Annotated in this window: 11 protein-coding genes and 1 tRNA gene; 4 read left to right on the top strand and 8 right to left on the bottom strand. The window is 60.2% G+C overall.

The features are described from left to right. Positions 1–258: 258 nt before the first annotated feature. The 3 genes from KUW67_RS07715 (at position 259) to ltaE (ending at position 2,641) form a co-directional block, all read left to right on the top strand. Complete coding sequence (locus KUW67_RS07715; protein WP_224824716.1) at positions 259–828, top strand: DUF882 domain-containing protein; 570 nt, start codon at positions 259–261, stop codon at positions 826–828. A gap of 134 nt (positions 829–962) precedes the next feature. Further along, positions 963–1,640 (top strand): hypothetical protein, encoded by a 678-nt coding sequence (locus KUW67_RS07710; protein ID WP_224824715.1) that lies wholly within the window; start codon positions 963–965, stop codon positions 1,638–1,640. Continuing rightward, a complete protein-coding gene (ltaE, locus tag KUW67_RS07705) occupies positions 1,637–2,641 on the top strand; it encodes a low-specificity L-threonine aldolase (RefSeq protein ID WP_224824714.1) in 1,005 nt (334 codons plus the stop codon). Before KUW67_RS07710 ends, ltaE begins: the two co-directional genes overlap by 4 nt. Before the next feature lie 5 nt (positions 2,642–2,646). On the opposite strand, the gene KUW67_RS07700 is transcribed toward ltaE, so the two are convergent. Together KUW67_RS07700 and KUW67_RS07695 are read right to left on the bottom strand one after the other, a co-directional pair. Further along, entirely contained in the window at positions 2,647–5,766 is a 3,120-nt protein-coding gene (locus KUW67_RS07700; protein ID WP_224824713.1) for an efflux RND transporter permease subunit, read from the bottom strand. A 4-nt stretch (positions 5,767–5,770) separates the two neighbouring features. Beyond that, the gene (locus KUW67_RS07695; RefSeq protein WP_224824712.1) at positions 5,771–6,913 is read right to left on the bottom strand and encodes an efflux RND transporter periplasmic adaptor subunit; all 1,143 of its coding nucleotides are present in this window, start codon (positions 6,911–6,913) and stop codon (positions 5,771–5,773) included. An 87-nt stretch (positions 6,914–7,000) separates the two neighbouring features. On the opposite strand from KUW67_RS07695, the gene KUW67_RS07690 reads away from it, so the two are divergent. Then, on the top strand, positions 7,001–7,624 hold the full coding sequence (locus KUW67_RS07690) for a TetR/AcrR family transcriptional regulator (protein ID WP_224824711.1): 624 nt from the start codon (positions 7,001–7,003) through the stop codon (positions 7,622–7,624). 50 nt (positions 7,625–7,674) lie between these two features. Here the strand turns inward: KUW67_RS07690 and KUW67_RS07685 are convergent. From KUW67_RS07685 to sufC, 6 genes are all read right to left on the bottom strand, one after another. Further along, positions 7,675–7,751: transfer RNA gene (locus tag KUW67_RS07685), tRNA-Arg, on the bottom strand. Positions 7,752–7,797: 46 nt separating this feature from the next. After that, positions 7,798–9,021 (bottom strand): cysteine desulfurase, encoded by a 1,224-nt coding sequence (locus KUW67_RS07680; RefSeq protein ID WP_224824710.1) that lies wholly within the window; start codon positions 9,019–9,021, stop codon positions 7,798–7,800. Further along, on the bottom strand, positions 9,018–9,602 hold the full coding sequence (locus tag KUW67_RS07675; protein WP_224824709.1) for a YIP1 family protein: 585 nt from the start codon (positions 9,600–9,602) through the stop codon (positions 9,018–9,020). The genes KUW67_RS07680 and KUW67_RS07675 overlap by 4 nt, the downstream gene beginning before the upstream one ends. 9 nt (positions 9,603–9,611) lie before the next feature. Next, positions 9,612–10,115, bottom strand: a complete 504-nt coding sequence (locus tag KUW67_RS07670; protein WP_224824708.1) for a YIP1 family protein — start codon at positions 10,113–10,115, stop codon at positions 9,612–9,614. Between the two features lie 3 nt (positions 10,116–10,118). Continuing rightward, positions 10,119–11,405: a SufD family Fe-S cluster assembly protein gene (locus KUW67_RS07665; protein WP_224824707.1), complete on the bottom strand. Its 1,287-nt coding sequence runs from the start codon at positions 11,403–11,405 to the stop codon at positions 10,119–10,121. Next, entirely contained in the window at positions 11,405–12,160 is a 756-nt protein-coding gene (gene sufC, locus KUW67_RS07660) for a Fe-S cluster assembly ATPase SufC (RefSeq protein WP_224824706.1), read from the bottom strand. Before sufC ends, KUW67_RS07665 begins: the two co-directional genes overlap by 1 nt. Positions 12,161–12,167 lie beyond the last annotated feature (7 nt).

The raw sequence follows: 12,167 nt of genomic DNA, 5'->3' as shown, positions 1-12,167 counted from the left end.
CTGTCTACTCACAATTTCGACGCATTAGCCCAGATGTGGTGGCAATGCGACAGGTATTCTCAAAATCTGGAATTTTGCCCCTTTTGCCACGGTGAGCAAATTTTTGCCCAAATTTCTTGTCTTAATGCATTTGAACTAAAACGGACTTGGTTGGCGATTCGACATGTGTCATAGTTGCGATAACTGGGGAAAAAATAGGCAGACGGCACTGTGAAAACACAGGTCAAAACAGGTTTCAGCGACGGGACGACGCAGAGCATGACCGATATTTCGAGCGAGGGATTTACCCGTCGAGGCATTCTTGCTGCATTCGCAGCAACAGCGGTGACAGCCGCACCCACCTACTCCAATGCAGCAGGATTTCTACGTGGTGGTGGCGATATTCGCCGCATCCACATGTATTCGGGCCGCACCGGTGAGACCATCGACATGATCTACTGGATCGATGGCAAATACATCAAGGACGGGCTGCGCGAAGTGAACTACTTCATGCGCGATTGGCGTCAGGATGCCGCCACCAACATGGATACGCGCACCATTGATATCATGGCCGCCGCCCATAACCAGTTGAACACATCCGAGCCGTATCTGCTTTTGTCGGGCTACCGCACTGCCAAGACGAACAACATGCTGCGTGCCCGCTCTGGTGGTGTCGCCAAGAAATCCCTCCATATGAAGGGCCAGGCGGCCGATCTGCGGCTCAAATCGCGCTCTGTCGACCAGATCGCACGGGCCGCCGCCGCCTGTCGCGCTGGTGGTGTCGGGCGCTATTCGTCTTCGAACTTCGTGCATATGGATTGCGGTGCTGTGCGCACATGGGGCCGCTAGGGCCAGAAACGATCCGAAGAATTCGAAACAGGGCGCCATCCGAGGCGCCTTTTTTCATGCCCAGATGCAAAACGATCTGTTCCAAACTGCCAAAATCGGTGAACGTGCTTCGATAGCCGAAAACGGAGCCGATCATGCACAGCCAGCCTCTCTCCAGCGATCCCGATGTCGCCGCCATGACGCGATGGCTGTCCAAGCGACCCGAGACCGAGAGCGTCGCCGCGTTCCACCCCGGCCCCGGCATTCAGAGACTGGCCTTGCGCTTTGACATCGACAAACTGCGGAAGGCGCTGGGCGAATGTCTGGCGCGGATGGACTATCAGGGCGACATGCAGGATCAAGGTTTCGCCGCCCTGCCCCTGACCCAGCGCCCGGGCCAGACCGAGTGGACTTCGAATGACTTATCGGGCCGCTATTGGCTGCGCGGCGATGACCGCTATGTGGAGGAACCGCGGGAGGATCTTGTGCCAGAGCGCCAGTTCTCGGAATTTAATCCCGCATTCAAAAGCACCTATTTCGAATATGTCCACGCAGAGCTGGCCAAACGGTTTCCCATCGGGCGCATGCGGGTGCTGTCGAAAGGGCTATATAACTGCAATTCGTGGCACAGGGATCCCGAGCCGCGCTTGCATATTCCGATCACGACCAATCCGGGCTCGCTTTTCATCGTGAACCACCATGTCACGCATCTGCCTGCGGACGGGTCCGTCTATTTTACCGACACGCGCGGATATCACACTGCCCTGAACGGCGGGGAAACCGCGCGCGTCCATATCGTGGCCGCGTTGGCCTATGAACAGGTGACCAAATGAGTAATGAAGTTTTGTGCGATTTTCGCAGCGACACGCTGACCAAGCCCTGCGCGGGCATGCGCGCCGCGATGGCTGAGGCAGAGGTGGGCGATGACGTCTATGGCGAAGACCCCACGGTGCTGCGGTTGCAGGACCGACTGGCGGGGATACTGGGCAAAGACGCAGCGTTGCTCTTTCCGTCCGGCACCCAAAGCAATCTGGCCGCTTTGCTGGCCCATTGCGGGCGCGGAGAAGAGATTATCGTGGGCGCGCCATACCATACCTACGTCTACGAGGCAGCGGGTGCATCGGTGCTGGGCGGGGTCGCGCTTTACCCGGTGCCGGTGGAGGAAGGTCGCCATATCGCGCCCGATACGGTGACAGCGGCGGTTAAGGAGGACGACAATCATTATGCGATCAGCCGCCTTCTGGCTTGCGAGAACACCGTCAGCGGGCGGGTCATCCCGCTTGATGTTATTGAGGCAAGCACACGCCGCGCGCGCGATCATGGGCTTAACTGCCATCTCGACGGCGCGCGCTTTTTCAATGCGGTGACCGGCTTAGGCATTGATCCGGCGGCCCTCGCGGCTCCGTTTGATACGGTCTCGATCTGTCTGTCCAAAGGGCTTGGCACGCCGATTGGCAGCGTTCTGGTGGGCAATCGCGATCTGATCGCCAAGGCGCATCGGCTGCGCAAGATGCTGGGCGGCGGCATGCGGCAAGCAGGCGTTCTGGCCGCCGCCGGACTTTATGCGCTGGATCACAACGTCGCCCGTCTGGCCGAAGATCACGCCCGCGCCGAAGAACTGGCCGCTTTTCTGCGCGCCCAAGGCGCGACAGGCGTGGTGCAGGACACGAACATGGTTTTCATGGCGGGCAATGACCCGTCGCTCGACGACAAGATGCGCCGCGACGGGATCGAGATCGGCGGGCCCTATGCGACCCGCCGTCTGGTGCTGCACAAAGACATCACCGAGGCGGGATTGGTCGCCGCGATGCAGGCGTTCGGGCGGCACCTCTAGTCGGGTTATTCAGCGGCAAGGCGGATGGCCGTTGCCGGTGGTGTGCCCGACGCCTGCGAGGGGGTTGGTTTTCGGCGATATAGCAGCCGAAACATCGGGGGTGTGAAATAGAACGACACCACCGCAGACAGCAGCACACCGCCCGCAATGGCCACCGCAAAGGGAGGCCAGAAGCCGCCACCACCGAGGATCAAGGGCAGGAACCCTCCGAATGTAGTGATCGTGGTCGAGAAGATGTGGCGGCTTGAGCGGCTCACCACATCGGTCATCGCGGCTTCATCGCCCGCAACGGCGTCGGGGTCGGCCTTGAGGCCGGTCAGAATGATGATCGCCGCGTTGATCGACACGCCGATGGAGCCGATGACCCCTATGATTGCGTTGATCCCGAACGGATATTGCAGCACCGCCAGCGACAGCATCGACAGCCCGGCCGATAGCCCGCAGACAATCAGCGCGATGCCCGTCAGCCGGAACGAGTTGAAGGTCAGCGCGATGGTCGCAATGGTCAGCGTGACGATCAATCCGATGGAGGCCAACAGGTTGCCAACCGTGCTGGAGCGCGCATCGCTGTCGCCGCCCAGTTCGATCCGGTAGCCTGCGGGCAGCGTGAAATCGGCCGCATCAAAGGCGGCAAGCACGGATTGCAGCGCCTCTTCGGGCAGCACATCGGGGACGATAAAGGCCTGCACAGTATTCACCCGCTCGCCATTGCGGCGGTTGATGACGCTTTCGGCGGGCTCCAGGTCTGCTTGCGCGAGTTCGGATAGCGGCACCGCAGGGAAAACTCCGGTGGCCGAGAGAGACGCGGCGCCCGGCAGCAAGACCGGCAGATCGGCAAGCGCGCCGAGATCGGTATAGGCGTCGCGGTCAAAGCGCACGCGGACGGGCAACTGATCGGTGCCTTCCACAAGGCTGCCACCCGTCACGCCGACCATGCCGTTTTCAAGCTGGGCGGCGATATCGGTAATGTTCAGGCCCAGCAGGCGGGCGGCGGTTTCATCTATGTTGAAGCGCACTTGCGGCGCGCCACCCGAAACTTGCGTGCGCACTTGGGTCACGATAGGCACATCAGCCATAAGCGCGCGAGCCTGATCGCCATAGTCGCGCAGCACGTTCAGATCGGGGCCAACAAGGCGGACCTCAACCGGGGCGTCCACGGGTGGGCCTTGCACAAGCCCCCGGACAATGATTGTGGCTTGGGGGAAATTCGCGTCAAGATCAGCCTGCACTTGCGGGACCAGACGGGCGGCATCTTCGGCGGTGTCGGTCTTGATCATGGCGATGGCGTAGGTCGGCTCTTGCGCGCGCCCGCCGGTGATATTGTAATAAAAGGCCGGGCCGGATTGGCCGACGGACCAGTAGATCTGGTCGATCCCGTCGCGCGACAGTAAGTCGGTATCAATGGCGCGGGTGACGGCAGCTGTCTGTTGCAGAGCGGTGCCGGGGGGCATCTCGACCTCCAGATAGAACTGGTCGCGGTCCACGCCCGGAAAGAACTGCGCGGTGAGTGTCGGGAAGGCGGCAAAGCCCATCACCGGCAAGATCAGCGCGAGCGCGATGGATTTCACGGGATTGCCTACAGACCAGCGGATCGAAGCCGTGAAGGCGCGGGCCAGCGGCCCGATGGACAGACCGCCCCGCCCGCCCGGTTTGATAAACCAACCGGCAAAGGCAGGCGTCACGGTCAGCGCGATGAAAAGCGACCAGATCAGCATGATCACCACGGCAATCGCGATAGAGCCGACGAAATCGCCCGCAGGACCGGGCAGCAGAATCATCGGAGTAAAGGACAACGCTGTCGTCACGGTCGAGGCCAGCAACGGCGCGGACAGGCGGCGGATCGCGTCGCCCACAGCATCCTCGCGGGACATGCCGCGCGCCAGCCGTTGGCGGACCTCGTCCACCATGACGATGGCCGCGTCGACCAGCAAACCCAGCGCCACGATCAGCCCTGTGACCGACATCTGATGGATCGGCAGGCCGATGAAATTCATCGTCGCGATCGTCGCCAGCGATACCACTGGCAAGACCAACGCGACGATGGCGGCGGCGCGCAGGCCAAGGGTGATAAAGAGCACGCCCACCACAAGGGCGACACCGATGGCCATGTTCGTGCCAACCTCGGTCAGACGATCGGCGGTGTAGGTGGATTGATCAAAGATCAGCACCTCGCTCAGACCTTGGGGAATTTGCGCTTGGCCCGTCTCCAAATCGTCATGCACGAACCCCATCCAGCGGTCGATCTGCACACCGTCCTGAGCCAACACGCCCACTAGGACGGCGGGGCGACCATTGGCATAGGCAAGCTCGGTCGACGGCGCGCGGGGGCCGCGCGAAATCTCGGCAATGTCGGCAAGGGTCACGGTTGCCCCCTGCCCGCCTTCGCGCACGACAACACGCGAGAGCCGGTCAAGGGCTGCGATCTCTCCTGAAACATTGATGGTTAGGCCAGTTTCGGTGCCGTCAAGACGCCCCGCCTGCACTTTGCCGTCCGCGGCTGAAATCCGTTGCGAAATCTCGGCGGCGGTCAGACCAAGGGCGGCGGCGGCGTGAGGATCAATCTCGACCACAACCTCTTCATCGGGTTCGCCAAAAAGATCCACTGCGCGGGTCGAGGGGATCGCGCGAAGACGATCTGCGAGGCTTTCGGCATAGGCATGGATCAGCGTCTGCGGCACGCCGTCATGATCGGCGGTGATGGCGATCACGGCCGAATAGGCCGAGATGCCTTCCGCATCGAACTCTGGCGCCAAAACACCCTCGGGGAAATTGCGACGGGCGTCTTCGACCGCATCACGGGCTTCGGACCAGACCTGTTCGATTGTGGTCTCGTCCAACGTCTCCAAAAGCTCGACCGAGACGACCGACACGCCGGTGCGCGAGACGGAGGTGACGGTGTCGACCTCTGCGATCTCGCGCAACTCTTCTTCGATTTCCGTCGTGACAAGTGCTTCGACCCGCGCAGGATCTGCGCCCGGAAAGGTCGTTGTCACGGTCGCAAAGATGTTGGTGATCGTCGGGTCTTCCTGCCGCCCGATGGACAGGAAGGCGGACATGCCTGCCGATATCAACACCAAGAGAATCAGGGCAACGACGCGCGGCTGGCGGAACGGAAGCGTGACCATGGGGTTACTCCGCCTCTGCCAGAACGCGGACCTGCTGGCCCGGCACGACCCGGTGTGCGCCAGCGTCAATCATCTGGGTGCCGGGCTGGAACGTGCCGCGCACATAAGCGCGCGCCGCGTCGGCATAAAGCACTTCGACCATGGCGGACCGCACAACGCCCTCGTCCACAACCAGAACGGTCCAGACGCCGCCCACCCCTTCCTGCAAAGCATCAAGCGGCAGCCAGGTGCCGGGCAGCGCGACCCTGTCTTCAAGGATCAAAGTGGCCGTTTGACCAAAGGTCGGCGCATTCGGGGCCTCTATCGCGAAGATCGCGGTGCGGGTGCGGGTCACGGGATCAATATCGGGGCGCACATGCAAAAGGCGTGCGGGATATGTCGCGCCATTCACTGCGATCTCTGCATTGTCCAGGTCATTCAGATCAACGGAGAGCGGCAAGCCCACGCGAACCTGCGGCGTCGCTGTTTCGATCAACGTCAGAACGGGGGCACCCGCCGACAATGTCTCGCCCCCGTCTACATTTCGCAGGCCCACCTGACCGGCAAAAGGCGCAAAAAGCTCGGATTTTTCGAGGTTGATCGCGACGGAGGCGATCAGCGCGTCAGTCTCGCGGATGCGGTTTTGCAACTCGTCGCGTGTGGCGCGGGTCTGATCGACGGCCTCTTCGCTGGCAAAGCCGTCTTCGCGCAAGGCCAAGGCTCGCACAAGGCGGCTTTCGGCCAGTTCCAGCTGCGCGGTTGTGGCCGCGCGGGCGGCGTCAAGCCGGGACCGTTCCGCCAGAAGGAGCGCGGTGTCGAGACGGGCAAGCAATTGGCCTTCGTCAACTTGTGCGCCCTCCTCCACCAAAAGCTCTGACAAGCGGCCGCCAAGTTCAAAGGACAACGCAACCGTCGCAGCGGCTTCAACCTGCCCCACGAATTGGCGCGGCAAGGTGTAGCCGTCAGACAAGGTCAGCTCGGTGACCGTCACGGGAAGGCGCTCTGCCGTGTTGGCGCTTACGCTGGCCTCGGCCCTGTTGGCCAACATCTCGGAACCAAAAACCACGGCGAACCCGGCCGCACCGACAACGCTCAGAGTGAGCGCGGTGTTCAATACCATGCGCGCGGCGCGGCGGCCTGCGCTGGGCTTCTTCGGTTCATCGGCCATGGGTCACCTCTTTGAAGTTAGCATCACTAACATATGTTAGAATCTCTCACTTTGACAAGTTCTACGAAGTCTGAAAGCAATTGGATCATGAAAAAACCAACAGACACCGCCCCGCGCGACAGCTACCACCACGGCGACCTGCGCGCGCAACTGATTGAGGCCACGCGGTTTCTGATCGAGGAAAAAGGCCCTGATCATCTGTCTGTTTCCGAGGCCTGCCGCCGGGCAGGTGTGTCGACGGCGGCCCCTTACAAGCACTTCAAAGATAAGGATGAATTGCTACGTGCCGTCGCCTTTGAAGGCATGCAACGGCAATACGCCCAGATGATCGACGCGCTCGCCCCCCTGCCTGAACGCAGCCTTGCGCGAATATCAGCGCTGGGCCGGGTCTATGTGACATTCGCCCAGACGGAACCGGCGGTCTTTCGCCTGATGTTCGGGCTGTCGAAAGATCACGACACCGATGATGCGCTGGTGGAAAAGGGCGAAGACACGTTCAGTCTGGTCAAGGGCGAGGTCGCGGCCTATCGCGGCAGTGCGCTTGTCGAGGAGATTGACGAGCGCTGCGCCTTTCAGCTGTGGAGCTTCGTTCACGGGCTGAGTTTTCTGTTGATCGACGGCAAGCTCGCGCAGATGGAACTGCCCCTCGATCTGGACGCGATGCTGGATGATATCGGGCGGCGTGTGTTGGCGGAGCTTCCGGCGCACTAGGCGCGAAACGAAAAAAGCGATATGGAAACCCCATATCGCCCTTGTTTTACTGGCGGTCCCTAGAGGATTCGAACCTCTGGCCTCTGCCTTCGGAGGGCAGCGCTCTATCCAGCTGAGCTAAGGGACCTTTCAGCGTTCTATAGCCGCGCGGGTTTCACGCCGCAACGGGCAAATCACGCAAAAAGATCGTGGCAAAGCTCCAGCGCATCGACGAGCGCATCAACGTCGTCGGTGGTGTTATACATCGCAAACGAAGCACGGCAGGTCGCGGGGATGCCCATATGCTCCATCAGCGGCTGGGCGCAATGCTGGCCTGCGCGGACAGCAACGCCCTTCTTATCGAGCACGGTCGAGATGTCATGCGCATGGGCAGCGCCCTGCAAGGTGAACGAGAAAATAGCAGCTTTATCAGCGCTTTGCCCTTGGACATTCAACCAGTTAAGACCGTCTAGCTTGCTGCGCGCATAGTCGCGCAGGCTGTCCTCATAGGCGGCGATATTCGCCATGCCGAGGCTCATAATATATTCCAGCGCGACGCCCAGACCGATGGTCTGCACGATGCCGGGAGTGCCAGCTTCGAACTTCATCGGGGCGTCGTTATAGATCACCTCATCGCGGTGCACATCGCGGATCATGTCGCCGCCACCAATGAACGGGCGCATTTCGGCCATCCGGTCCTTACGGACATAAATCGCGCCAGAGCCGCTTGGTCCATAAAGCTTGTGACCCGTGATCGCGTAGAAATCCACGCCAAGATCCTGCACATCCACAGGCATGTGAACGGCCGACTGAGAGCCGTCGACCAGCACCGGAACACCCTTTTCATGGGCAGCTTGGGTGATGGATTTCACATCAACTTTGGTTCCCAACACATTGGAAAGATGTGTGATTGCAACCAGTTTTGTCTTTGGACCAATGGCGTCAATCACCTTTTGCGGGTCCAGATCGCCGTTGGCATCCACATCAACCCATTTGATCACGATGCCCTGACGTTCGCGCAAAAAATGCCACGGGACGATATTGGCGTGATGCTCCATGATCGAAAGCACGATCTCGTCGCCCGCTTCCATGCGGGGCATGGCCCAACCATAGGCGACCATGTTGATGCCTTCGGTGGTGCCCGAGTTCAAAACGATCTCGTCCTCGGAGCCTGCATTCAGGAACTTTGCAATAACGCCGCGGACGCTTTCGTATTTCTCGGTCGCGACATTAGAAAGGTAATGCAAGCCCCTGTGAACATTTGAATATTCGTATGAATAGGCGTAACTGATCGCATCAATCACCACTTGCGGCTTTTGTGCGGACGCGCCGCTGTCAAGATAGACGAGCGGTTTGCCATTCACTTCACGAGACAGGATCGGAAAATCGGCGCGGACCGCCTGAACGTCAAAACTCATACCGGGCCTCCTCCGGGTACGGCGATGCCGAGGATGGAAAAGATCATGCCCAAGCCAAGGGACAGGCCGACGAGCGTGAGAAGCAACAACACGGCTGCGCGCGTGCGCGAGCCGAAACTGTGGAGCACATCAATGAAATTGATCATCAGCCAAAGGGTGTAGCCAAAGGCCAGCAGGAAGACGATCCCGACAGCTGAGGGCGCGACCAGCAAGACGATATTTTGCACAGCTTGGATCAGCAGCAACACAACTTGCAGCCAGACCATCAACAGGATGGCATCGGGCAAACGCCCCGATCCACCGAATGCACGCCCTGCATAATGCAGGCCTATCGCGGTGCCCAAGATGACGCCGCCAATGGTTAACGCCACGATGCCCGGAGGGGGTCCTGCGGCGGTTGTTCCCGGGATCAGCAACTGAAAGATGCCTGCCATCAGCGCGCTTAGAACGGCAACGATGGCGACCATCAGCATCAGCGCCGATTTCGGGATGCCAAGGCTGAGCACGGCATAGGCCCCCTCCCGCGCGTCGCGGAAGGTCAGGCGCAGCAGCGCGGAGATTGTGTTGAGTGAAAAATCCATAACCGTGACTTAGGGCGTCGCCGCGTCCCGCTCAACCGCAGATTCCGCAACCCGCAAATTGATGAACCAGAAAGCGCCAAAAACGAGCACCCAAAGCAGGCCGACGATCTGCAACTCGAAGCCGGGGCCAACAAAGCCTGCGACCAAACCATTGAGCAACATCAACGGGCTAGCCGACAAAAAGGACCAAAAGAGCGCCAGGCGTGCGCCATACCAAGTGCCTTTGCCTCCCAGTACTTTCGCGACGATATGCGACACTGCGGCGATCCCGTAAAAGATCAGCGGCAGAAAGAAAAGACAGGCGAAAAGCGTATTGGCCATAAGACCGGTCAGGTCTTCGCCTTGTAGATGCGATTGGCGCGAGAGCCTTGGCAATTGAAACAGAAAAGCCAGCAACGCGCCCCCCATGAGGATCGCGAGCGCACGGTCTTCGCGCTGCCCATCAGCCAACAACCGGCGCATCACCTGCGCCGGTCTGCGGTAGCTTTCACGGATATCGCGGGTGACCGGCAATGGTTAACCGCGCCGCCGTGCAAGCCATGCTTCAAGACGGCTCAGGATATCGTCGGCGATGGCCTCATCCTCGATCTCGTCGATGGCTTCAGCAAGGAAAGACAGCACCAACAGATCTGTTGCAGGCCCCTCAGGCACGCCCCGCGAGCGCAAATAGAAAAGCGCGTCCTCGTCAATCGCACCGGAGGTAGAGCCATGGGAACAGGCGACATCGTCGGCGTAAATCTCAAGCTCGGGCTTGGCGAGGAACTGGCTGTCATCGTCCAGAAGCAGGGATTGGCTGATCTGGTAGCCGTCCGTTTTCTGGGCGTCCGGCTGAACCAAAATCTTGCCTTGGAACACGCCCACAGCCCCATTGCGCAGCACCTTCTTGAAGACCTGGCGGCTTTCGCAATTCACAGCGTCATGGGTGATGAACACGGTGTCATCATGGTGAAAATCACCATCACCAAGGGCGGCACCGGCCACATGGGCCTGCGCGTCGTCGCCCAGCAATTCCAGCACGACCTCGTTGCGGGTCAGACGGCCATTAGCGGTCAGCGTGAAGCTCTTGAAGACTGATTCCGTGCCGAGACGCCCGTACAGATGCGTGTTCGCACGACGCTCGTGATCGCGGCCCTGGGCACGGACGTGATGAAACGCGCCTTTGTCGGCGACATCGACCTCCATGACCTTATTGAAGCGTGCAGCAGCCGGGCCGTTTTCCAGAACGGTTACGTCCGCCCCTTCCTCCACGCGGATGACATGATGCAGGATCGCATCGGATGTGGTGCTTTCGTGGCGATAAATCAGCGCGATGGGTTTGGCGACCTGGCCTGTGGCGCGGATCACCAGACCATCCGTCGCATAGGCCGTGTTGAGCGCCGCCATGGGGCGTTCAACCGGCTTCTGCCCCCGGGTTTCCAGCACGCCGTAAAGATCCTTGGCCCAGTGGATATCCATCTGAGAGACCTCGGCCAGACGCTCAATCTCGACGCCCTCAAGGGTCAGATCATCGCTGGCCTCGGCATCGAAGACACCGTCAACAAAGACGACCTTCAGCCGGTCGATCCCGTCATAGAGCGGCACCGCATCATTTTCATGGAGCGCAGCTTCGGGCGCTTCTCTGGCGACAAGGCTGGCCGGGTTTGTGTATTTCCAATATTCGTCACGCGCGGAAGGCAGCCCCATAGCCGTCACCCGCGAGAGCGCGTCTTCGCGCGCCGTTTTGGCCCAGACGCCGCTTTCGGGCAGCGTCATGGACGCCAAACGGGCGTCGGTTGCGTCTTGTTTCTGGGCGGGCAAAGCCATTAGGCGACCTCCTCCAGAATGTCGGCATAGCCGTTGTTTTCAACTTCCAGCGCCAGTTCGGGGCCGCCGGATTTCACGATGCGCCCGTCTGCCATGATGTGCACGACATCCGGTTTGATGTGGTCCAGCAGGCGCTGATAATGCGTGATGACAAGAAACGACCGGCCTTCACCGCGCAGGGCGTTCACACCGTCGGAGACGAGCTTCATCGCGTCCACGTCAAGGCCGGAATCGGTTTCATCCAAGATACACATTTTCGGCTCAAGCATGGCCATCTGCATGATTTCATTACGCTTTTTCTCACCACCCGAGAAGCCCACATTGACCGGGCGTTTCAGCATATCGGCATTGATCTTGAGGCTCTTGGCCTTCTCGCGAACGATCTTGAGGAAGTCACCGGCAGAAAGCTCCTCCTCGCCGCGCGCTTTGCGCTGCGCGTTCACTGCGGTGCGCAGGAACGTCATATTGCCGACGCCGGGGATCTCAACAGGATATTGAAACGCCAGAAAGAGGCCCGCAGCGGCCCGCTCTTCCGGCTCAAGATCAAGGATATCCTCGCCTTCGAGCGTGGCAGAACCGTCGGTCACCTCATAGCCATCACGGCCAGACAGCACGTAAGACAGCGTTGACTTACCAGAGCCATTAGGCCCCATGATCGCGTGGACCTTGCCCGCCTCAAGCGTCAGGTCGACACCTTTGAGGATTTGCTTGTCCTCTTCTTCAAGTTTGACGTGCAGGTTCTTGATTTCCAACATTTTTCTT

This window comes from Cognatishimia sp. MH4019 (assembly GCF_020177595.1).
In the GTDB taxonomy this organism is placed as follows: domain Bacteria; phylum Pseudomonadota; class Alphaproteobacteria; order Rhodobacterales; family Rhodobacteraceae; genus JAHTBL01.
The sequence above is the reverse complement of the archived record's forward strand: the minus strand, read 5'-3'. Positions and strand labels throughout refer to the sequence as shown.